22 protein-coding genes are annotated in these 21414 nt (G+C 45.3%); 18 read left to right on the forward strand and 4 right to left on the reverse strand.

What is annotated here, in order from left to right:
* Positions 1 to 3 precede the first annotated feature (3 nt).
* A complete protein-coding gene (locus tag N288_RS04060) occupies positions 4 to 633 on the forward strand; it encodes a type 1 glutamine amidotransferase family protein (protein WP_009792016.1) in 630 nt (209 codons plus the stop codon).
* 148 nt (positions 634 to 781) lie between these two features.
* On the opposite strand, the gene N288_RS04065 is transcribed toward N288_RS04060, so the two are convergent.
* On the reverse strand, positions 782 to 2824 hold the full coding sequence (locus N288_RS04065; protein ID WP_022543417.1) for a S9 family peptidase: 2043 nt from the start codon (positions 2822 to 2824) through the stop codon (positions 782 to 784).
* A gap of 268 nt (positions 2825 to 3092) precedes the next feature.
* Here N288_RS04065 and N288_RS04070 point away from each other — a divergent pair, with 268 nt between their 5' ends.
* The 11 genes from N288_RS04070 to N288_RS04120 all read left to right on the forward strand — a co-directional run bounded on the left by N288_RS04070 (position 3093) and on the right by N288_RS04120 (position 12965).
* Positions 3093 to 3632, forward strand: coding sequence for a hypothetical protein (locus N288_RS04070; protein WP_009792014.1), 540 nt, complete (start codon positions 3093 to 3095; stop codon positions 3630 to 3632).
* Positions 3605 to 3859 (forward strand): hypothetical protein, encoded by a 255-nt coding sequence (locus N288_RS04075; protein WP_009792013.1) that lies wholly within the window; start codon positions 3605 to 3607, stop codon positions 3857 to 3859. Before N288_RS04070 ends, N288_RS04075 begins: the two co-directional genes overlap by 28 nt.
* 214 nt (positions 3860 to 4073) lie before the next feature.
* Positions 4074 to 4805, forward strand: a complete 732-nt coding sequence (locus tag N288_RS04080; protein ID WP_035401607.1) for a plasmid pRiA4b ORF-3 family protein — start codon at positions 4074 to 4076, stop codon at positions 4803 to 4805.
* Between the two features lie 330 nt (positions 4806 to 5135).
* A complete protein-coding gene (locus tag N288_RS04085; RefSeq protein ID WP_022543418.1) occupies positions 5136 to 6467 on the forward strand; it encodes a right-handed parallel beta-helix repeat-containing protein in 1332 nt (443 codons plus the stop codon).
* Positions 6468 to 6748: 281 nt separating this feature from the next.
* Positions 6749 to 7510 carry a transposase gene (locus N288_RS04090; RefSeq protein WP_035401604.1) on the forward strand — a complete coding sequence of 254 codons (762 nt, stop codon included), beginning with the start codon at positions 6749 to 6751 and terminating at the stop codon, positions 7508 to 7510.
* A 240-nt stretch (positions 7511 to 7750) separates the two neighbouring features.
* Positions 7751 to 8707, forward strand: coding sequence for an ABC transporter permease (locus N288_RS04095; protein ID WP_009792008.1), 957 nt, complete (start codon positions 7751 to 7753; stop codon positions 8705 to 8707).
* The gene (locus tag N288_RS04100) at positions 8694 to 9650 is read left to right on the forward strand and encodes an iron chelate uptake ABC transporter family permease subunit (RefSeq protein ID WP_009792007.1); all 957 of its coding nucleotides are present in this window, start codon (positions 8694 to 8696) and stop codon (positions 9648 to 9650) included. Before N288_RS04095 ends, N288_RS04100 begins: the two co-directional genes overlap by 14 nt.
* Positions 9647 to 10414 carry an iron ABC transporter ATP-binding protein gene (locus tag N288_RS04105; RefSeq protein ID WP_009792006.1) on the forward strand — a complete coding sequence of 256 codons (768 nt, stop codon included), beginning with the start codon at positions 9647 to 9649 and terminating at the stop codon, positions 10412 to 10414. The genes N288_RS04100 and N288_RS04105 overlap by 4 nt, the downstream gene beginning before the upstream one ends.
* A 196-nt stretch (positions 10415 to 10610) precedes the next feature.
* Positions 10611 to 11639 carry a siderophore ABC transporter substrate-binding protein gene (locus N288_RS04110; protein ID WP_022543420.1) on the forward strand — a complete coding sequence of 343 codons (1029 nt, stop codon included), beginning with the start codon at positions 10611 to 10613 and terminating at the stop codon, positions 11637 to 11639.
* A gap of 275 nt (positions 11640 to 11914) precedes the next feature.
* Positions 11915 to 12550, forward strand: a complete 636-nt coding sequence (locus N288_RS04115; RefSeq protein ID WP_009792003.1) for an O-methyltransferase — start codon at positions 11915 to 11917, stop codon at positions 12548 to 12550.
* Positions 12551 to 12632: 82 nt separating this feature from the next.
* Entirely contained in the window at positions 12633 to 12965 is a 333-nt protein-coding gene (locus N288_RS04120; RefSeq protein WP_009792002.1) for an antibiotic biosynthesis monooxygenase family protein, read from the forward strand.
* Between the two features lie 70 nt (positions 12966 to 13035).
* Here the strand turns inward: N288_RS04120 and N288_RS04125 are convergent, their stop codons facing one another.
* A complete protein-coding gene (locus N288_RS04125) occupies positions 13036 to 13680 on the reverse strand; it encodes a GGDEF domain-containing protein (protein ID WP_009792001.1) in 645 nt (214 codons plus the stop codon).
* A 243-nt stretch (positions 13681 to 13923) separates the two neighbouring features.
* Between N288_RS04125 and N288_RS04130 the strand changes: the two genes are divergently transcribed.
* Positions 13924 to 14526 (forward strand): hypothetical protein, encoded by a 603-nt coding sequence (locus N288_RS04130; protein WP_009792000.1) that lies wholly within the window; start codon positions 13924 to 13926, stop codon positions 14524 to 14526.
* 61 nt (positions 14527 to 14587) lie between these two features.
* Here N288_RS04130 and N288_RS04135 read toward each other — a convergent pair whose 3' ends face one another.
* Together N288_RS04135 and N288_RS04140 are read right to left on the reverse strand one after the other, a co-directional pair.
* Positions 14588 to 15448, reverse strand: coding sequence for an RNA polymerase sigma-70 factor (locus N288_RS04135; RefSeq protein WP_009791999.1), 861 nt, complete (start codon positions 15446 to 15448; stop codon positions 14588 to 14590).
* Positions 15438 to 16724 (reverse strand): phytoene desaturase family protein, encoded by a 1287-nt coding sequence (locus N288_RS04140; RefSeq protein ID WP_009791998.1) that lies wholly within the window; start codon positions 16722 to 16724, stop codon positions 15438 to 15440. Before N288_RS04140 ends, N288_RS04135 begins: the two co-directional genes overlap by 11 nt.
* 293 nt (positions 16725 to 17017) lie before the next feature.
* On the opposite strand from N288_RS04140, the gene N288_RS24225 reads away from it, so the two are divergent.
* From N288_RS24225 to N288_RS04160, 5 genes are all read left to right on the forward strand, one after another.
* On the forward strand, positions 17018 to 18085 hold the full coding sequence (locus N288_RS24225) for an SWIM zinc finger family protein (protein ID WP_009791997.1): 1068 nt from the start codon (positions 17018 to 17020) through the stop codon (positions 18083 to 18085).
* Positions 18085 to 18684 carry a hypothetical protein gene (locus tag N288_RS24230; RefSeq protein ID WP_009791996.1) on the forward strand — a complete coding sequence of 200 codons (600 nt, stop codon included), beginning with the start codon at positions 18085 to 18087 and terminating at the stop codon, positions 18682 to 18684. Before N288_RS24225 ends, N288_RS24230 begins: the two co-directional genes overlap by 1 nt.
* An 86-nt stretch (positions 18685 to 18770) precedes the next feature.
* Positions 18771 to 19649, forward strand: a complete 879-nt coding sequence (locus N288_RS04150) for a DUF1835 domain-containing protein (RefSeq protein ID WP_022543422.1) — start codon at positions 18771 to 18773, stop codon at positions 19647 to 19649.
* A 51-nt stretch (positions 19650 to 19700) separates the two neighbouring features.
* Positions 19701 to 20453, forward strand: coding sequence for an RQC-minor-1 family DNA-binding protein (locus tag N288_RS04155; protein ID WP_198018086.1), 753 nt, complete (start codon positions 19701 to 19703; stop codon positions 20451 to 20453).
* Positions 20454 to 20504: 51 nt separating this feature from the next.
* Positions 20505 to 21356, forward strand: coding sequence for a DegV family protein (locus N288_RS04160; protein WP_022543423.1), 852 nt, complete (start codon positions 20505 to 20507; stop codon positions 21354 to 21356).
* Positions 21357 to 21414: the final 58 nt, after the last annotated feature.

Here is a 21414-nt window from a genome sequence, read left to right on the forward strand (position 1 = left end):
ATGATGCACAAAAGAAAAGCTTATCTTTATGTTTTTGATACGATGTCAGACTGGGAAGCGGGGTATTTGATTGCCGAACTGAATTCGGGCAGGTATTTCAGGAGAGGGGTGGCGCCAATAGAGGTGATGACCGTAGGTGCGGACAAAAACCCTGTAAAAACAATGGGAGGGGTGACCATACAGCCTGATTTATCTATGGAAGAGTTCAGTTTGGGGAGCCAAGATATCCTGATTCTTCCGGGCGGGGATACCTGGCTTGAGCCCATTCACGAGTCCATCCTGGAAGAAGCCTCTAACGGGCTGCAGAGGGGAACTATTGTTGCCGCCATCTGCGGCGCAACCATGGGCCTGGCAAATAAGGGGCTGCTGGACACAAGGAGGCACACAAGCAATGATCCAGGCTATTTGAAAGCCGTCTGCCCGCTTTATGCCGGGGAATCGCTGTATCAATTCGAGCCCGCAGTGGCAGATGGGAATCTGGTTACCGCTTCAGGCATAGCTCCCTTGGAATTTGCGTCAGAGGTCTTGAAGATGCTTGATGTTTGCAAGCCGGAAACATTGCAGGCATGGTTCAAGCTTAATAAGACGCATGAGGCGGGGTACTTCTATGAGCTGATGAATACTTTACAATGAAGGAATGGGGGGGCAGGCCGGCTGGGGTTGGCCCCTTTGCAGGTTTGGGCCGAGGGGTCTGTCCCCTTGGCCCGCAATTTAGAGCCAAGGGGACAGACCCCTTGGCTCTTTTAGATTTTGAGCCAAGGGACCTGTCCCTATGGCCTACCTATGGCCTAATCTTATCCAAAATAAACGCATAACAAGCCGCGGTTTCCTTCAAGTGGTTGAAACGGCCTGAGGCACCGAAGTGGCCGGCACCCATGTTGGTTTTGAGGACTAGGGTGTTGTTATCCGTTTTCAAGGCTCTTAGGCGTGCAGCCCACTTGGCCGGTTCCCAGTAAGCAACCCGAGGGTCGTTCAAACCGGTTGTGATATACATGTGCGGGTAGTTCTTGGCTTCAACATTGTCATAAGGGCTGTAAGATTTCATATAGAAATAGTCTTCTTTATTTTCAGGATTGCCCCATTCATCCCACTCCAGGGTGGTGAGGGGAATGGTTGCATCAAGCATGGTTGTGACGACGTCGACGAATGGAACTGCCGGCACGGCCACCTGGAACAGATCACCGGCCATATTGGCCACTGCGCCGACGAGCAAGCCGCCCGCACTGCCGCCATAGGCTGCCATTTGGCTTGAGGATGTGTAGCCCTTTTCAATAAGAAATTTCCCCGCAGCAATGAAGTCGGTGAAGGTGTTCCGCTTGTTCTGCATCTTTCCGTCTTCATACCAATTCCGTCCCATCTCGGATCCGCCGCGCACTTGTGCCGTGACATAGATGACCCCTTTTTCCAGCAGCGGCAGACGATACGGATCAAAACGAGGATCGCTGTTTGCTCCATAAGATCCATATGCATACAGAATCAACGGTGCAGGTCCATTATCCAGCGCACCTTCCTGATAGACGACGTTTAGAGGGACTTGGACTCCATCCTCGGCAGACGCCCACAGCTGTTCCTGCTGGAAGAGGGACGGATCATATTCACCGCTGACAGGCGCAACTTGCAAACAATTCCTCTCGCCCGTAAGAAGATTTAGCCCGTAAGTTGTTTTTGGCGTAACCAAGGACTCAAATTGGAGAAGTGCCTCTGCTGTTTCGTAGCTTTGACCGGGCAAAACGGATACGGTAAAGAGGGGCTCATCCCATTCTATTCGAGCCATCTCACCATCGTGCAGTACCCAAATTTGCGTCAGTCCGTTCTCCCGGCCAAAAAGAAGCAGCGTATCCTGATATGGGTACATAGCTTGCAGATAACGATCCTCGCAATGCCCGACAACCTTCATCCGTGCAGAAAGGTCATCAGCCGGGCAGCGAAGCAGCTGGAAGTTCAGCGCATCCTCATTTGTCAGTATGAGCAGGTCATCCTCCCAATGCTCGACACTATACTCTATCCCTTCCCGGCGCTCATCTACTAGCTGTAAAGGAGTCAACGGAGAAGCTGCATCCAACAGGCGAACCTCGCTCGTCGTTTTTGACCTGGAATGTGCAAAAATATATTTCCCGCTCTGCGATTTTGACACATACAAAGAGAATGTTATGTCTTTTTCTTCATATAACAGTTCATCACTGCTGTTTTCACTTCCAAGGCGATGCCTCCAAAGCTGGTATGGCCGCTGACTTTCATCAACCGTTATGTAGAAAATATACTCTCCGCACTCACTCAGCTCCATGCTGCCATGTATAAATACATTCGGTACTTTGTCCGGAAGAAGCTCACCTGTCTCCAGATCCTTTACATAAATGGTATACCGGTCAGTGCCATCACGATTCTCCAAATAAGCCAGGCGGTTATGATCTGTGCTTATACGCTGCAGCGTTACACTTAAATAATCACCCTCAGCGGTTAATTTGTTCAGGTCCAGTATGATTTCCTCTGCCGCTTCCGGCAGCTGCTCGCGGTTTGCTGCCTTCTTGCGTGCATAAATCGGATACTGCTTGTCCTTGTCCAAAAAAGAATAGTAGAAGTACGGTCCATGCTGCACCGGCACCTTCACTTCTGAATCAGGAACACGGTCAACCATGCTTTGATAAAGCTGTTCAGTCTGTTCCTCCAACGGACGCATGATCTCGTCGTAATATCGATTTTCTTCCTCGAGATAAGTAATGACCTCCGGATTGTTGCGGTCCCTCAGCCAATAATAATCATCTTCTCGCACATCCCCATGCAGGTTGTGCGGGTGGGGGATTCGTTTTGCAATAGGTGGTTTCATTGGGATTCTCCTTTCGTTGTTGGTAATAGTTTCGAGGTATTGGGGAGGAAATCCTCTTTTTGAGCGGAGGGCGGTTTTGGGCCGAGGGGGCGGGTACCTTGGCTCTTTTTTGAGGCTGGGCTACAAAAGCAAGGAACAAAACACTATTACTTTCTTCTGCTTTCTTGTTAGCATAAGAATACACTTGAATAATTTTCCAATAAGGCACAGTTAATTATCATATTTTATGTTAAAATAGAAGGACAATTAAAAGAAAGTGGATTTAGCTATGCTATTAGATGCAGCTACAAACAAGCCAGTTGTTTTTTATTTTCGAGAAGTGGGAAAAGAAGAAATAAAGGGTAACCGGTACCTTTCTGATTATGGCTGGGAATTTAATTGGCTCCACCCAATATCGCATGGTTTTAGGGTATTCGGGTTAGTTACCAACAAAAATCCCGACTTTGTAGAAGGTCTTATTGCTTTAAAAGAAAATCCTGATGAAGACTTTCTTTGTGTAGATGTAGATATAATTGAATCTGCTCCGCAAAACAAAAAGTTTATAAAGGGTGTACTAAACGAAGAGCGCTCAAATATTAATGTGGGAAGAATTCTCATAGCATTTGCATGTTGGTACAGCATAGATAAAGGGTATGATGGGTATGTAGGACTTACATCCAAGAGCAGCAAATATCCTTTTTATATGAGTATGGGAGCCAGACAGACGTTTGGGCAATATATTATGTTTGATGACATTGCAGCTAGTAGGCTGGTCAAGCAATATTTTCCGGGAGGTGTATTATGGTGGCAGGACTCAAATTCAAATTGAGACATATTAAAAGAACGCCAGATGTGCATACTATTGCCAGGAGTGATATTATGCGCAGAGATATCGACAAGTTTGATAATGCTTTCCCAGATGGTGTATTTGCATTCCCGGCATCTACCGAATCCCCAAAAGTGAAAATAAGAGCGTTAGATAAATACTGTAAAGAACATGGAGTAGAGCCAAAAGATTTAACAGAAGACGAAATGAAGCCGTTTCTTGTATATTAAGAAGTCCCTGCAGGTTGGGGGGCTTTTATTTTTGGGCCGAGGGGACAGACCCCTTGGCTCTTTTAAGACTGAACCACTTGACCTGTCCCTATGGCTCCGCTTTATTGGGTATAATAAAGAAAACACTGTTTGTTTCGGCTACTCATAATTTCAGAATGAGCCACGGGACCTGTCCCCCTGGCTCACCACCCAATAGTATGGAGGCGAATATAACTTGAAATCATATATTCTAAGAATAGAATTAGAAGGGTCAAATCCATTAATATGGAGAAAAGTCATCATGCCAGCGGGAGCGACGTATAAGAGGCTCCATGATGTCATCCAGAATGTGACCAATTTTCGAAGTGGTTATCCTTATGACGGTTATCATCTTTTTGAGTTTGACCTGATTGAGGACCAGAGGATTGTTACAGATAATGAAGAAGCTTATCTTGAGCATCAGCATTTTAAGAAAAACAAGGCCATGTATGCAGAGCGGCTTAAATCAATGCCGGTGGAAATGTTAGATTTTGAGAAGAATTATCAGGAAAGATTGAAGATTGAAGTGCGCAAGCCTAGCGGTTTAAAAATCGATGATTATCTGGAAAAATATAAGGAAATCAAATATTCCTATGATTTTGGTGACGGCTGGCGTTTCAACGTGAAGCTTGAGCAGACTATCGATGACTACTACTTTGGTTTTCCAACCCTGCTTGATGGAGCAGAAACAGCACCACCTGAAGATGTGGGCGGGCTGCCTGGATTCTATGAATTTCTAGAAGTTTATCGGGATGAGAAGCATCCTGAACATGAGGACATGAAAGTTTGGGCAGAAACGATGTATTTTCGGGAATATGATCCTGATTCCCTTAATAGTAGACTAAAAGGGCTTCATTATAAGAAAACTGAGTGGGATAAGATTAACCACGAAAGATATGAAGTTATTGAGGATAAGTATCGGAAGTGAGCCAGGGGGACAGACCCCTTGGCTCTTTTTGGGTTCATGGGAAGACTGGGCCACGGGACCTGTCCCGGTGGCTCACCCCCTGGCTCATGATATTCTAAATATATATGACCTTTTCAAAAGAACTTAGAATTTCAAATACTTTTTTCGGGCTTTAGAATAGATACTGTATAGCTTTAGTCCTAATGAATTGTAAGCGTAAACAAAAGGTGCTATCAGGTAAGGAGGAATTAAGGCGAATGTGCAGCAGCCGAACAAGCTCTATACTATTACCGTCCGTTGAGCCTTCGAAAAGTTACAAACAAACACACTAAATTGATAGGAGGATTGATGATGGCCAGCAAAAATTACTACGATGTAACAGAGTGGCCTGTCGGTAATCCGTATGAGGATATTGGCGGGGTAATCAATAGTATTATTGCAGATGTTAAAAGCCGGCAAACGGATAATGATGTGAATAAAGGCGGAAAGCCGGGTGCGGTTATTTATATTCCGCCGGGGGATTATCGTCTTGCCAGCCAGGTGGTTATAGATATCAGTTTTCTTAAAATTATGGGTTCTGGTCACGGGTTTACGTCTTCGAGTATTCGTTTTAATACTCCTGAGAATGAATGGGCGGATTTGCATGAATTATGGCCGGGAGGAAGCCGGATACTTGTAGATATTCCCGTGGGTGCGAACGAAGAGGAGTTTAAAGGAGCTGCATTTTATGTTGAAAGAAGTGGTAATCCCCGTATAAGTTCGGTGGAGTTTGCTGACTTTTGTATTGATGGTTTGCATTTTATTGATGATGGTTCAGGTGAAGCAAATCCGGAAAACACGTATACTAACGGAAAGACGGGGATCTATGTTGCGGGTGCTTGTGACTCTTTTCGGATTACAGGCATGGGATTGGTGTATTTAGAGCATGGACTTACTATTTATCATGCAGATGCTCTGACCATACATGATAATTTCATAGCTGAATGCGGCAGCTGCATAGAATTGCGAGGCTGGGGCCAGGCTTCAAAAATAACCGACAACCTGATCGGAGCCGGTTTTAAAGGGTATTCCATTTACGCCCAAAATTTTGGCGGGCTTTTGGTAACAGCGAATAATGTTTTTCCGAGAGGTGCGAGCAGCATCTATTTTGATGGTGTGACACGTTCAAGCATCACAAATAATAGACTTCATTCCTTTTATCCGGGAATGGTGGTATTCAAGGAAAATTGCTCGGAAAATCTGATTTCTTCCAATCACTTTTTACGTGACCATGAACCCTGGACCCCTTTTGTAGGAAAAGACAATGGTTTAGATGATCTGTATGGCCTCCTCTGTATCAATGGCAATCATAATTCTGTCATGGCCAATCACTTTTCTGAAGTCATCAATATCCAGCACATCAAGCCGGCAGGTGCCACACCAGTCATCATACGGATTGTATCGGGCAGTGGAAATTATATCTCCAATAATCATGTAGTTGCCACAGGAGTAGATGCCAAGTCAAGTGATTCCTGTTTCTCTGCACAAGTAGAAGCCCTGCTGACAACCGAAGCATCAGAGCCGCTTACCGTAACAACCGTACTGGTAGAAAAAGAGTCGTCTCAAAATACTATCCTTGATTCGGGAAGAGAAGGGCAGGTTGTTCTCGATAAGAATGTCAATGCGTTTAGAGCGACACCATGAGCCAGGGGGACAGACCCCTTGGCTTTTTTTGAGAATGGGCCATGGGGACAGACCCCTTGGCTTTTTTTGAAAATGGGCCAGGGGAACAGACCCCTTGGCTTTTTTTGAAAATGGGCCAGGGGAACAGACCCCTCGGCTCTTTTTAAGAATGGGCCAGTGGACCTGACCCCCTGGCTCAAAAATGCAGGGAGTTTTCATCTCCTGGTCGAATAGGTATTATGAAAGCCAGGGACTGCATGGCTGGATGGCTGGTCCCTGCAGCTAAAGAATGGAGGTGCCAAATGCCTAGACAGGCAAGGAAGAAGAGTATGACCGGAATATATCACGTCATGTTAAGGGGGATCAATAAGCAGACGATTTTTGAAGATGATGAAGACAGGAGGCGATTCATTTATACGGTATTGAAGTATAAGAAGAAATATGATTTCGATCTTTTTGCTTACTGCCTTATGGATAACCACGTTCACCTGCTGCTGAAAGAAAAAGAAATAACTTTATCAGATATAATCAAAAACCTCAGCTCTAGCTATGTTTATTGGTATAACACTAAATATGATCGCAGCGGCCATCTGTTTCAAGGCCGGTTCCGAAGTGAAAATGTTGAAACCACACCTTATTTCCTCAAAGTAATCCGCTATATACACCAAAACCCTCTGAAAGCTGGTCTGGCCAGGACTGCATTCTCCAGTAAATGGACCAGTATCAATGAATATACATCTCCATCAAGCGCATTAAACACCGCGGCTGCCCTTAAATTATTCTCCCAAAACAAAGACGAATCCATAACCTTATTCAAAGAATATATGAATGCACTAAACCAGGATGAATGCCTGGAGGATAACCCGCGTTCACGCAAAACAGATGAACAACTGATCAGCTATATACGAGAAATCGGAATTCATCATACCAGTATGCTGCAGCAAATGAATAAACCTCAGCGAAATACGATCTTAAGAGAATTAAGAAAACTAGAAGGAGTCTCGGACCGGCAATTATCGAGAGTTACGGGGGTATCGAGAAGCATTATTCAGAGATTAGGTTGAGCCGCAGGGACAGGTCCCGTGGCTCATTTGGAAAAGTGGGCCAAGGGACCTGACCCCTTGGCCCAACCCCTTGGCTCAAAACGAGCCAGAGGGCCTGACCCCCTGGGCCACACACCCTACCCGCCAAATTCCCCTTTGATTTTTCCCAATCCTTGTCATATAATAAAAACTAACTAAGGATGATAATCATTATCAACTGAAATGACTGTTTATAGAGACAGAGAATTAAGAGGATTAGCTATGAAACTATGGGTTTTGGCAATTGCAGCTTTTGTGTTGTCTGGTGTGTCGCTTTTTATTGGGGCGATTGATATTGGGATAGGTGATTTGCTTGATTGGGAGTCGGATGAGGCGCAGATTTTCCTGATCAGCCGGGTGCCGCGTTTGATGGCGATTATTTTGGCTGGGGCGGGGATGAGTATTGCCGGTTTGATTATGCAGTCTTTGAGCCGGAATAAATTTGTGTCGCCGACGACGGCCGGTACGCTGGATGCAGCGAAGCTGGGGATTTTGATTTCGATGCTGTTTTTTACGAATGTGACGTATACGCAGCAGGTGCTGTTCAGCTTTGCGTTTGCTTTGGCGGGGACATTTGTTTTCATGCAGATTCTCGACCGGGTGAAGTTCAAGGATGTTATTTTTGTGCCGCTGATCGGGATTATGTATGGAAATATTTTATCCTCGATCACGACGTTTTTTGCTTATGAAGCAGACCTGCTCCAGAATATTTCTTCCTGGCTGATGGGGAGCTTCACGTTAGTGATTTCCGGCCGGTATGAGCTTTTATACATAAGTGTTCCAGCGGTGATCCTGGCGTATATTTACGCAAATAAATTCACAGTGGCAGGCATGGGCGAGGATTTTGCGAAGAATCTGGGCTTGAGCTATAAGGTTGTGCTGAACCTGGGGCTGATCCTGGTTGCCATCATTTCCACAACTGTCGTGCTGACAGTCGGTGTCATTCCGTTCCTTGGGCTGATTGTGCCGAATATCGTTTCGCTTTATCTGGGCGATAATTTGCGCAAATCCATTCCGCATACCGCTTTATTGGGGATTGTGTTCCTGCTCATTTGCGATATTATCGGGCGGATTGTGATCCATCCATACGAGATTCCGGTCAATGTAACAGTGGCAGTCATCGGCAGTGCGATCTTCTTAATTATGCTGTTTAGGGGGAGAGCATATGCGAAAAAATAGTACGAAACTGATATTCCTTGCCGTGCTGGCCATTGTTAGTATATTATTCTATGCTTTTTACGATATTAAAGGCGGCTTCGACTACGCCTTCCCAAGGCGGATGATGAAAATAGCGGCCATGGTGATAACCGGAACCGCGATTGCGTATTCGACCGTCGTGTTCCAGACGATCACCCATAACCGCATCCTGACGCCTTCGATGATGGGGCTTGGCTCCATGTATGAAGTGGTGCAGACCCTGATCTACTTTTTCGGCGGATCAATGTCTGTCTGGGTGCTCAATAAATATTTGAATTTCGGCACAGCGATTTTTGCGATGGTCCTGTTTGCGCTGCTGCTCTATCGGTTCTTATTCAGAGCTGACAAATATCCTATATATCTGCTTCTGTTGATCGGGATGATCATCGGGACACTGCTCGGCAGCCTTGTGACTTTCCTGCAGGTTATCATCGATCCGGTTGAATATTTAAGCCTTCAGAGCCGCTTGTTTGCGACTTTTACCAATGTGAAATCTGATTTATTAATGATTGCAGCCGGCATTCTGCTTGTGGCGTTCATTTACGGATTCCGCATCATGGGCCAGCTGGATGTGATGTCGCTCGGACGCGACAATGCGATGAATCTTGGCATCAATTATGACCGCATGGTGATGAATATCCTCATCCTGTCGTCCGTGCTGATTGCCACTTCGACCGCATTGGTGGGGCCGATTACCTTCTTTGGCCTGATCGTAGCCAATCTTTCTTATCAATTTCTGGTTACCTATAAGCATTCAGTGCTGATTTTGGGTGCCAGCCTGATCAGTATCATTGCCCTGGTCGGCGGGCAGTTCCTTGTGGAACATATTTTTGAACTGCGCACCACATTAAGTGTGATTATCAATTTTGTCGGCGGTATTTACTTCATTTACTTATTATTAAAAGAAAGTAGGTCAGCAGGATGATAGAAATCAAAGGACTCACAAAGCATTTTGGCAAAAAGCCTGTTGTGGAGGATGTGTCGGTCACAATCGAGCCGGGGACGATTACGTCATTCATCGGGCCGAACGGTGCCGGGAAATCGACGCTTCTTTCGATGGTAAGCCGTCTATTGGATTCAGATACAGGTGAAGTTCTGCTGGATAAAAATAACATTAAAAAATGGAAGTCAAATGGATTCGCCAAACGCGTTTCCATTTTGAAGCAGTCCAATTTTATCAATGTCCGTTTGACCGTGCGCGAGCTGGTTTCGTTTGGCCGCTACCCGTATTCAAAAGGCCGCCTGACAGCAGAGGATGAAAAACTTGTTGAGCAGGCGCTGGAATATATGAATCTGCTGGAAATGCAGGATCAGTTTCTGGATGAACTGTCAGGCGGGCAGAAGCAGCGTGCGTTCATTGCCATGGTCATTGCGCAGGATACGGATTATATTTTGCTTGATGAGCCGCTCAATAACCTTGATATGAAGCACTCTGTCCAGATCATGAAAATTTTGCGCAGGCTGGTCGATGAGCTTGGAAAAACGGTTGTCATTGTGCTCCATGATATTAACTTTGCGTCTGTGTATTCGGACCGCATTGTCGCTTTGAAGAATGGGAAGCTTGTGAAAAACGGGAAGACCCATGAGATTATCAACTCTGATGCATTGCGGGAAATTTACGATATGGATATTCCTATTCAGGAGCAGAATGGATGTCGTATCTGTGTTTATTTTAATTCACATGCTTGAAAAATTTCTGGGCAGTCTCTGCAAAATAGTCTACTAGAAGGCTGTTTTGCGACGATTGTCTTTTTTTTACAAAAAATCAAAATTATTTATAAATCTAGTTGACTTTGAGATTTACCGGCTCTATAATGAGAATTGTTATCAGTGATAATGATTATCATCATCAAATACCAAATACATAGCAAGGGGAGAACGACAGATGAAAAAATGGAAAATCGCGAGTGCACTACTAGCAGCTTCACTTATGCTTGCAGCATGTGGATCCGATGAGGAAGCCTCAGGGGAAAAAGAAGTTAAGCCTGCAGGTGAGCAAACTTCCGGGGCAGCAGCTGAGCAAAATGGTGCTTATCCAATGACGGTATCTCCGACGGTGGCTTCTGTTGAAGGGGAAGAGGGCGCTGAACCGTACAGCTTTGAAGATATAACATTTGAAAAAATGCCGGAGAACATCGTTGTCTTTGATTACGGTTTCCTGGATACATTGGATGCACTCGGCGTTGAAGGAATCACAGGGGTTGCAAAAGACTCTTCCTTGCCGGATCAGCTTGAAAAATATACTTCTGACGAATATACAAGTGTGGGCAGTTTAAAAGAGCCGCTACTTGAAGATGTTGCCGAGCTTGACCCGGACGTCATTTTCATCTCAGGACGCCAGTCACCATTCTATGAAGAGCTGAGCGAAATTGCACCGGTCGTATTTGTTGGAACTTCACAGGAAGACTATTGGGGCACATTCCAGTCATCTGTTGACCTGGCAGCGAAAATGTTTGGAAAAGAAACTGAAGCAGAAGAATATATGGCGAAGATCGATACAGCTTTAGAGGAAGTCAAAACGCTGTCTGGAAACTATGAAACATCTTTAGTGACCATGTATAACGAAGGGAAATTGTCCGGCTTTGCTACAAACTCCCGTTACGGCTACATCTATGATCAATATGGCTTCAAGCCGGTAACAGAAGATATCGAAGCTTCATCCCACGGATCAAACTTCGGTTTCGAAGCACTACTGGAATTTGATCCGCAGGTATTATTTGTAATCGACCGCACAGCAGCCGTTGGCGGCGACTCCAACATCAAAGCCGATATGGAAAATGCCATCATCAAGAAAACAGAAGCCTACAAAAACAAGAAAATCGTATACCTCGACGGCCCGCTATGGTACCTGAGCGGCGGCGGACTCCAGTCCGAACTTTCAAAGATCGAAGAAGTATTGGCTGAGTTGAAATAAAAGTGAGCCAAGGGGTCGGTTCCCTTGGCTCTTTTTTGAGACTGGGCCAGGGGGACGGTTCTGTTGGCTCTTTTTGAAACTGGGCCAGGGGGACGGTTCCGTTGGCTCTTTTTGAGACTGGGCCAGGGGGTCGGTTCTATTGGCTCTTTTTGAAACTGGGCCAGGGGGACGGTTCCGTTGGCTCTTTTGAGACAGGGCCAGGGGGTCGGTTCTATTGGCTCTTTTTGAGAATGTGCCGCGGGACCTGTCCCTATGGCACATAGGGGAGTGATTTTATGAAGAAGATAAATGATTATATTGATTCGGTATTCTATAAGGAGGATGCACTGCTGGAGGAAGTTCTTTCATCCATCGTGGAAAATGGGATGCGGTCTATCTCTGTCTCACCATCCACAGGAAAGCTGCTGACGATGCTGGTCTCGATTTCAGGTGCTAAAAATGTACTTGAAATAGGGGCGCTTGGAGGGTACAGCGGAATCTGCCTTGCCAGGGGATTCGGCAGCGAAGGAAGATTGACTTCACTTGAACTGGTGGAAAGTTATGCAGAACTGGCACATAGGAATCTGGCAAAAGCAGGTTTTGGCGGTCAGGTGTCGTATTTGACTGGACCAGCTTTGGAGAGCCTGGAACTGCTTGTGGGAGATAATAAGAAATTCGATTTTTTCTTTATTGATGCAGATAAAGAGAATTACGAAAACTATCTGGAGCATTGCATCCTGCTGGCAGAAAAGGGAGCATTGATTGTTTGTGACAATGTACTAGCAAAAGGTACGGTGGCTGATGAGGATATAGAACCAACACGGCATACTGAATTTATGAAAAAGTTCAATCAAGCTGTTGCAGACCACCCGAGATTGGAATCTGTACTGGTGCCGATTGGGGACGGTCTGACGGTATCTAGGGTGAAGTGAGCCGAGGGGACAGGTACCGTGGCTCATTTTGAAACTGGGCCAAGGGGTCTGTCCCTATGGCTTACTAATTGGAGGGATATAAATGTTTGTACAGATACGCAAATGGACATTGACAGAAGGAAATGCTGATAAGATTCTCGATAGGTTTCAGAAGAAGCCTGGTGAGGGGCCATCACTGATTGAGCAGCGAGAAGGATTCATTGGCCGTGAGCTGATGGTGAAGAATGCCCGCCGCGGAGAAGAAGAGGTAGTAATGATCATCCGCTGGGAGTCAGAAGAAGCTTGGAAAGCATGGGAGAAGAGTCCGGAGCATATTGCGGGGCATAGGAATAAGATTAAAGAGAATGGCGGGAAGCCGCAGAAGCCTGAGTATGTGATAGATATGGAGATTGGTAATTATACGGTGGTTGAGTGAAGTTGAGCCTAGGGGACAGACCCCTTGGCTCTTTTTTTGAAGTGGGCCAGGGGGTCTGTCCCCTTGGCTCCTACAAGGCTTTCTTTGAATTCTTACTGCCATACATATGGTGGTCCGCAATCTTGATTAATTCAAATAAATTTTTGCTGTCATCTGGATAGAGGGCAGATCCAATAGAAAGTGTAATAGGCATTTTTACTTCCTTAGATAAATCTTTTATTTTCTCTTCGAGTTTTTGCAGAACGGTTTGCATTTCTGTCTCGTCATTGGATTGTCCGATGAGCAGAAATTCGTCACCACCCCAGCGGGCGACGATATCACTTTGTCTTGCTGTTTCAGCAAGTGCTTTGCTGATTTTAGTCAAAATCATATCGCCTGTAAAATGCCCAAAGGTGTCATTAATCACTTTAAAATTATCACAATCAACTATTACTACGAAAAGTTTATTGTTCATTTTTTCTGTTAGGTTAGATAGTTTTTTAAAGTTGCTTAAGATATATCTTCGATTGTATGTCCCTGTCAGTTCATCTTTCTCCGAATAAAATCTCACTTTGTCATACTGTTTGCCAGCCCAATAGCCAAACCAGATTAATAAGGGATATGTATACAAATCCAGAGGCTCTACTTCTCTATCACGGAGATAGTAATAGAGGATATATACGGAGTGAAATAATAACAAACTCAAACTTCCGATGATTTTACCAGTATGCTTCATTATCGCTCACCTTTGTAGTTGAAAAGTTTGTATTTATCATATCATGTGCTCGTAGATATTTGTTATTTCGATATAAAGTTTTTACAATTAAAGAAAGTTTTTCCTTTTATAAAATTCTTTATGGTAAAGTGATATTTATAGAATGAGCCAAGGGGACAGGTCCGTTGGCTCTTTTTGAGACTGGGCCAGGGGGTCTGTCCCGGTGGTTCAAAACGAGGGCTCCGTCCCATATTGAGGTGCCAAATGATTAAGTTAATTAGAAAGATACCAGGATTTGTTTTAAGTCTCGTCTTTGGAATATTACTGGGGGCAATCGCCAAGTATTTAGATACAGTCTCTGTTGATGGGCACTGGGGTAACTATATCCTAAGCTATTCAGGGGATATTTTTACAAGGCCCGGCATTTGGGTATTGATCGGGACCATTTTGGCAGCGTATAGTAAAACATTGTTACGAGTGGCTCTGAATACGTTCCTGTTCTTCATCGGCATGCTGATAAGTTATTATGTGTATTCTGCCTATTTATTCGGCTTTTTTCCAACGAGTTATTTTCTTCTGTGGGGCAGTATAGCCATCGTATCTCCTTTCTTGGCTATGATTGTTTGGATAGCTAAGAATGACCCACGTCTAGCTTTTGTCCTGCCGGCTCTCCCGATGGGACTTTTATTAGGCCTTTCCCTGGGCATTGGCCTATTTTATGTGTATGTATCTTATATAGAAGAATTAATGATGTATATGGTTCTGGGCATCATCTTTTATAAAACAGGTAAGCAAATGGCTATTGTCGTTATTCTTTCATTCGTTGTGGCTATTATTTTCGGCCTGTATAGTCCAATTCAATTTTGAGCCAGGGGGTCTGACCCCCTGGCTCTTTTTGAAGTGAGCCAAGGGGTCTGTCCCCCTGGCTCTATCCCCCCAGCTTCTCCGGATTCATAGTAATATAAATCTCCGCAATACGATCTTCAAAAATCGAAAAGCTTATGGTGCTGTGGATGCGGCCGTTCATGTAGTTGACCATGGCAGGCTGGCCATTGACGGTGGTGAGGGTAAATTGCACTTCATTGGATAAATTGCGTGTAATTCCCTGTAAGAAGGCCAATACCCGCTGGCGGGTCAGAATCGGACGTACGGCTGCTTTGACTTTTCCGCCGCCGTCGGAGTAGAGTGTGACATTTTCTGAGATGAGTTCGAGCAGGTCTTCTGTACGTTCTGTTTGGAATGCGAGGATGAAGCGCTGGATCAATGAGAGGTTCTTTTGATAATCCAGGCTTTCTCCTTCGGCTGCCGCCATTTTCAGTTTGGAGCGGCTGAACAGCTTGCGGCAGTTATCTTCCGTTTTTTCAATCATTCTGCTAATCTCCGAATATGAAAAGCCGAACGCCTCCCGCAGCAGCAGGACAGCCCGTTCATGAGGGGTGAGATGCTCCATTATCCGTAAATAGGCGATGCTTAAATACTCCTTTTCCATGAGGATTTCCGACGGATCGGTGCGCTGGTCTCCGGACTGCAGGAGGGGTTCCGGGTTCCAGGGACCGACGTACTGCTCTCTTTTTACCTTGGCAGATCTTAAAAAATCGATGCAGCGGTTTGTCATCATTCTGCATAAATAAGCCTTTTTGTTCTCAACCTCCAGTTCAGGCAGCTGGTAGGCCCGGAGGAAGGTTTCCTGGATCAGATCTTCTGTTTCTGAGACGGAGCCGGTCATGCGGTAGCCGAGAGAAAATAATAATGGCTTATACAGTACATAATCTTCATCGCTAATTTGCATGCTTGATCCTCATTTCTTTATCGATCACTTCCAGAGCGGCCTGTTTTCCGCTTTCCGCTGCCGCCTCTGACAATATGAAAGAAGGCGAGGCCCAATCTCCAGCAGCGTAGAGCCCGGGGAGGATGGCGGAGCTGCGGGTAAATAATGATGTGTCATTGACCATTGGCAATCGGCCATTCACCGTTATTTGCGGAAGGCATCTCTTCGTAATGATATATTTCTGCCAGCCAGGCTGTAATACCTCTAAAAAATTCTCCAGCTTCCTTTTTTCTTCAGTAGCATCAATGGACTCATTGGGATGGTGGTATTTCAGCACATGGAGAATGGTGCTTTCTCCTTTCTTTGACAGCCGGGCATAGTTGGAGTGAACAGAATAATAGTAGGGTGCATCGATTCCCATGGCAAATAAGTTTTCCGGATTGGGAAGCCTGGTTAATGCAACATCCAATGCAGCCGCTTTGATCGGTTCAAATTGATTGAAAGGGAGCTGGCTGGATTCGCCGAGCAGACCACTCAGTGCTTGAGGGGGGCCGGTATAAATGATGTTACTGCAATAGATCGGTTCCGGATTGGATACTGTGATCTGCCACTGGCCGTTGTCCAAAGCAGTCAGCGGCTTCACATTTGCACTGGTCTGAATCTGTACATGGTTGGTCACGGCTTGGTTGTACAGCTGATCAATGATGGATTGCCACCCGCCATCCACATAAATCACACCGCCCATGCCGATTTGCATGTGGGCCAGCATGACGCTCGCACTGATTTGTTCGGGGGCATGGGAATAGCTCACAAGACGTCCAAGTGTAAAAAGAAGCTTCTGGATTTTAGGAGCCTGTGTTGTTTCGTCCACGAACTGCTGGAAGGTGAGCTTGCTGAATTGGCCTGGCTTCAGCTTCTGAATCCTGCGCAGAATCCCTATCCATTCTATTTTTTCTTTCCAATTTAGAAGCTTTGACTGCAGGACCCCGGTTGGTGAAAATGGTGCCGTAAAAGATTCGTTGCCATCCATTAACAAACCGCCTATTTTAGGCGCACTGCCATTGATCTCTACACCCAACTCTTTGAGGATGGGCACAGCCTTGCCATTTTTATAAAGGGCATGCGGTCCAATATTAAAATACTGTCCGCTGATGATATCCGTTTTCGCGCGTCCCCCGGCAGATTTCGCTTTTTCAAGCAGCAGAGTCTTCATCCCTGCTTTTCCTAAAACAGCTGCTGAAACAAGGCCGGCTAAACCGCCGCCTATGATGACAGCATCCCAATGATTTTGAGTCATAAATATCCCTCCTGTTTTAAATTCATTCTTATGACGGTTGAAGGAGGAGTTTTGTGACTGATGAGCCAAGGGGACAGGTCCCTTGGCTCTTTTTAAAATGGGCCAGAGGACCTGTCCCCTTGGCTCAAAGAAGAGAAAAGAGGATTATTAGGAGGATATTCGACAGAGACCAGCGAAACAGAAAATATGGAGTCATAGGGTGATGGTAAGATGAGCCACGGGGTCAGACCCCTTGGCTCGTTTTGAGATGGGCCAGGGGGTCTGTCCCCATGGCTCATAAGGGAGGGTGAAACATGAACTTAAGTAATTTCAAAAGTGCAATTGATGCCGCGATTCTCGACAGAGGACATGACTGTTATATAGACGGGCGCCTGGAGCATATAGAAACCAATGCTGGAAATAAGTATTTTTTCCAAGCGGAGGGGACGGATTTTTATGAGGTTTGGGTTGAGATTAAGGAAGATGGGGAGATTGCCGATTCCGAATGTGATTGTCCCTATAATTATGGCCCGATCTGTAAGCACCAGGCTGCAGCTTTTTACCAGCTGGCGGAAATGTTGGATGGAGTTAAGCAGGAACATAGGGCAATGAAAAAAACTGAGAAAGTTCCCGCTCTGGAAGAGGTCCTGGCTGATTTATCAAAGGAAGAATTGGTTCAAATTCTTCTGGAAGCCGCCTATTATGATGAGGGACTTGAAAGAAAACTCTTATTGAAATATGTAAAGGGAGACAGCAAACAAGAGCTGAAGGCATTCAAAAAGCTGATCAAGGAAATTGTGAGGGAGTATAAAGGCCGGGACGGGTTCATTACTTCCAGGAACGCTGGCCGGTTTACGGTCGAGCTGGAAACAGTCCTCGAAAAAGCGGGTGATGTTAGTGATCCGGAGCTGGCTGCTGATATTTCTTTGTTACTTCTGGAGGAAGCTAAAGCTTCCTTTCAATATACAGATGATTCAGATGGGGACGTTGGTTTTCTAATCAAGGGGACTCTCGAGAAGATTGAGGAAATCGCCATGGATGCAGCTGGAAGTGACCAGGGAGAAGTGGTGTTCTACAAGCTATTAAAGGCTGCAAATAGTAACATGTTTGAAGGCTGGGACGAATTCCAGATTGACCTTCTCCAAATTTGTCTGATATTTGCCTCGACTGATTATTATAGAGAACAATTAAGAAATATTATTGAGTCCCAGCTACTAAGAGAAGCGCCGGATGATAGGTATTCGAAATACAGGAAGGAAAACCTGCTTCAGCTATTATACCAGCTGCTTGATCAGTATGGGCCGGCGGAGGAAGCGATGAGTTTATGCAGGAGCACCTGCACTTTTCCTCTTTTAGAAAGCAGCTGCTGGAGAAATATCTAGTGGAAAGTCATTATGAAAAAGTCATCGAAGTTTCTTTGGATGGAGAGGACCAGGATAGAGAGTATCCTGGACTGGTAACTAAGTGGAAGGAATACCGTTACAAAGCGTATAAAGACCTCGGAAGGAAAGAAGAGCAGCAATCATTGGCGAGAGAGATGTTTTTAGATGGCGACTTTGGCATGTACGGGGAATTGAAAGAGCTTGGAAAAGAGAATGAACGGTTTTATGAGGAGCTTAAGGAAGAGCTGAAGGGGAATAATAGATGGCTTAGTGAACGCCTGCTGCTTCAATTGATAGAAAAGGAAAACGATACGGAAGAGCTTATGATCTTTGTCCGGAAAAATCCCAGCTATATTGAAAGATATGCCGGAAAGCTCGCAAAACATTATAAGGAAGAAGTTACCGGGATTTACAGGGCATATATCTATAATGAAGCAAAATCTGCATCCAATCGAAGCCAGTATCGGGAGGTTTGCCGGAAGTTAATTCATTTTAAGAAACTTGCCGGGAAGCCGGAGCAGGCTGAAATCATTGAAAGGCTGGCAGAAGATAATAAAAGAAAGCCCGCTTTTTTGGACGAGCTGGAGAAGATACGGTGATGTGAGCCATGGGGACAGACCCCTTGGCTCGTTTTGAGACTGGGCCAGGGGGTCTGTCCCCCTGGCTCAAGGGAAGGAGGTCAAGCATGGGACAAGAGAGAGGTTTGAATCGCATACATATTTTGTTTGGGGAGTCCCCTGCTGGATCTTTGAAAAATGCCTTTAGGGATATGGGTATTTATGAGCAGGAGAGGGTTGTGTTTTTTAGGGACATCTTTTCAGTTGGTCCTGTTTGGATGCTGCATGAAGAGAGCGGGAGAGAAAACAGGATAGAATGGATGAAGGATTTGATCAGTGATGATTATGAGGAATATCCCGAATATCGAAATAAGTTTGAGAAGACGATCAGACAGATACAGGATATACCTGATGGCTCTCATATCATTATCTGGCATGGCGATAATGCCCACGAGCAGACGGGATTGCAGTATGTTGTGTATCTTTTGAAGGGGAAAAATATAGATATCTCCGCGATCAACACAACAAAAGCGGGTGAAGAAATGTTTCCAGACAAAAAAGTGAAATTTACTCCATTGCACACAGGGGAAATATCCCCTGAGATACTTCAGCTGATCTGGGAAAGCCCATTTGGAAAATGGTTAACAGACCATGATAGAGAACATCTGGAAAAAGAGTGGCTGACACTTTCAGAAGATCGGGCAAATTTAAGAGTATGGAGGAACCAACTGATCCACAGCTTTCCGGAAGACTACTATGATACATTTATAAAAAGCAGGGCCGAAAAGCTGCATGCCAAGCAAAAGGAAAAGGATTTCATGAAATCAGCAAGGCTGATTGGCGACGTGCTTGGGCGTTTGGATCAGTATGTAGGAGACGACTTTCTTGAATATCGATTGAAGAAAATGATAGCAGCAGGCGTATTCGAGGCGGAAGGCAGCCTGCTGGCGATGAGGTTTTATAGTGTGAGGCTGCGCCAGGGGGACAGGTCCCTTGGCTCGTTTTGAAAGTGGGCCAGGGGGTCTGTCCCCATGGCTCAAAAAGGAGTTGTCACTCATATGCCAGATTTATCTCATGATGAAATAAAAGCTATTTTGAGGGGCGCAGATGAAATCATTCTTCAGGGAGGCAGGACACTTCTTGCCAAGATTTTGAAGGGTTCAAAAGAGAAAAAGGTGCTGAAGCTTGGATTGGACAAGTCCCCTGTTTACGGTTATTACCGGGCAGAAAAGCTGGAAGAAGTAATTGGGAAAATTGACTGGATGCTGGACCATGACTTTCTGGATATAGAGTATCAGGGGAAACTCCCGATGATTGTGTTTACGGAGAGGGGCTGGCTGATTGAAGCTGACCAGATGACCGATGAATTGATCTATGAATGGAAGGACTGGATCCACCAGGGAGTACTGGAACCGGATATGCTGTATTTAAAGGATCGAAATCGCGAGATGATTCTTTTGATGCTGGAAAAAATCAAGGAATCCGGAAACAAAGAATTTATACCTTACTTGCGGTTATGGGAAAAAATTGAATATAAAAAAGTCCGTGCCGCAATTAGGGAAACCATTGAACTGCTCGAAGATAATAAGCAGGAAGATGGCAAGGCAGCCAAGGAACGAAAAAGGATACTGGATGAAGCTTTAATAGGTTCAGCTCCTCAAGATATTCTATTAAAATGCTATGAGTGCGGAGATAGATTCACTTTTTCTATCGGTGAACAGAAGTTTTTTAAGCAGAAGGGATTTGCGCTGCCGAAGAGGTGCAGCGAATGCCGGAAGAGCCATGGGGACAGACCCCTTGGCCCGTTTTGAGACTGAGCCAGGGGGTCTGTCCCCTTGGCTTCTAACTAGGAGGCGAAATAAGTGAAAAAGATCATTCTCACGACTGAAAGCGGAGCTGATTTGCCGGCTGATTTAACTGAAAGGTATAACGTTCAGGTGGTTCCGATGCACATCGTAATGGATGGGAAGGATTATTTGGATGGCCATTTGCCGGTTGAAGATATTTATGATTATTATGCACGAACGAAAAAGATTCCCTCTACGACATCAACGAACTCTTATGAATACGAGGAGTTTTTTGCGAAGATAAGAGAGGGTTATCCGGATTGCATCATTATCCATATTGGCTATACAAGCAAAGCTTCTTCTTCTTTTCAGAATGCCGTAATCGCAGCGGAAGAGTTTGAAGATCTATTCCTGATTGATGCCCTAAATGTGACAGGCGGATTGGCTGCCGTTGTCATCTACGCAGCAGAACAGCTGGAACAGGAACCTGGCATGGAGCCTGCAGCCCTGGTTGAAAAAATAGAAAGCATCGTACCAAAGTCCAGGCTGGCTTTCATCCCTGGCAGCCTGGATTTCTTGCGAGCGGGCGGGCGCGTAAGCAATATGGCGTACCTTGGCGGAACACTTTTAAAAATAAAACCTTGCATAGAATTGGTTGACGGGAAGCTCGTCTCCACGAAAAAATACCGCGGAAAAATGAGCACGGTGGCTGAAAAAATGATGCAGGATTATTTGAATGATTACAAGATTGACAGAGAGCAGCTTTACTTCATTTACTCAATTGGCCTTGATGAACAAATCAAGAAACGGATGGACGAAATCGCGGCAGATGCTGGATTTAAAAACGTAAAGTGGATCCAAGCAGGCGGCATGATCTCCACCCACTCCGGAGCCGGCGGTTTTGGGGTGGCTGGATTAGAAGTGTGAGCCGAGGGGACAGGTCCCTTGGCTCTTTTTGAGATTGGGCCAGGGGGTCTGTCCCCTT

Origin of the sequence: Bacillus infantis NRRL B-14911, assembly GCF_000473245.1 — a bacterium.
Classification (GTDB): domain Bacteria; phylum Bacillota; class Bacilli; order Bacillales; family Cytobacillaceae; genus Bacillus_AB; species Bacillus_AB infantis.

Bases quoted from the DNA above. Each gene is read 5' to 3' on its own strand.
- N288_RS04060 (WP_009792016.1), top strand. From the start codon at position 4: ATGCACAAAAGAAAAGCTTATCTTTATGTTTTTGATACGATGTCAGAC.
- N288_RS04065 (WP_022543417.1), bottom strand. From the start codon at position 2,824: ATGAAACCACCTATTGCAAAACGAATCCCCCACCCGCACAACCTGCAT.
- N288_RS04070 (WP_009792014.1), top strand. From the start codon at position 3,093: ATGCTATTAGATGCAGCTACAAACAAGCCAGTTGTTTTTTATTTTCGA.
- N288_RS04075 (WP_009792013.1), top strand. From the start codon at position 3,605: ATGGTGGCAGGACTCAAATTCAAATTGAGACATATTAAAAGAACGCCA.
- N288_RS04085 (WP_022543418.1), top strand. From the start codon at position 5,136: ATGGCCAGCAAAAATTACTACGATGTAACAGAGTGGCCTGTCGGTAAT.
- N288_RS04090 (WP_035401604.1), top strand. From the start codon at position 6,749: ATGCCTAGACAGGCAAGGAAGAAGAGTATGACCGGAATATATCACGTC.
- N288_RS04095 (WP_009792008.1), top strand. From the start codon at position 7,751: ATGAAACTATGGGTTTTGGCAATTGCAGCTTTTGTGTTGTCTGGTGTG.
- N288_RS04100 (WP_009792007.1), top strand. From the start codon at position 8,694: ATGCGAAAAAATAGTACGAAACTGATATTCCTTGCCGTGCTGGCCATT.
- N288_RS04105 (WP_009792006.1), top strand. From the start codon at position 9,647: ATGATAGAAATCAAAGGACTCACAAAGCATTTTGGCAAAAAGCCTGTT.
- N288_RS04110 (WP_022543420.1), top strand. From the start codon at position 10,611: ATGAAAAAATGGAAAATCGCGAGTGCACTACTAGCAGCTTCACTTATG.
- N288_RS04115 (WP_009792003.1), top strand. From the start codon at position 11,915: ATGAAGAAGATAAATGATTATATTGATTCGGTATTCTATAAGGAGGAT.
- N288_RS04120 (WP_009792002.1), top strand. From the start codon at position 12,633: ATGTTTGTACAGATACGCAAATGGACATTGACAGAAGGAAATGCTGAT.
- N288_RS04125 (WP_009792001.1), bottom strand. From the start codon at position 13,680: ATGAAGCATACTGGTAAAATCATCGGAAGTTTGAGTTTGTTATTATTT.
- N288_RS04130 (WP_009792000.1), top strand. From the start codon at position 13,924: ATGATTAAGTTAATTAGAAAGATACCAGGATTTGTTTTAAGTCTCGTC.
- N288_RS04135 (WP_009791999.1), bottom strand. From the start codon at position 15,448: ATGCAAATTAGCGATGAAGATTATGTACTGTATAAGCCATTATTATTT.
- N288_RS04140 (WP_009791998.1), bottom strand. From the start codon at position 16,724: ATGACTCAAAATCATTGGGATGCTGTCATCATAGGCGGCGGTTTAGCC.
- N288_RS24225 (WP_009791997.1), top strand. From the start codon at position 17,018: ATGAACTTAAGTAATTTCAAAAGTGCAATTGATGCCGCGATTCTCGAC.
- N288_RS04150 (WP_022543422.1), top strand. From the start codon at position 18,771: ATGGGACAAGAGAGAGGTTTGAATCGCATACATATTTTGTTTGGGGAG.
- N288_RS04155 (WP_198018086.1), top strand. From the start codon at position 19,701: ATGCCAGATTTATCTCATGATGAAATAAAAGCTATTTTGAGGGGCGCA.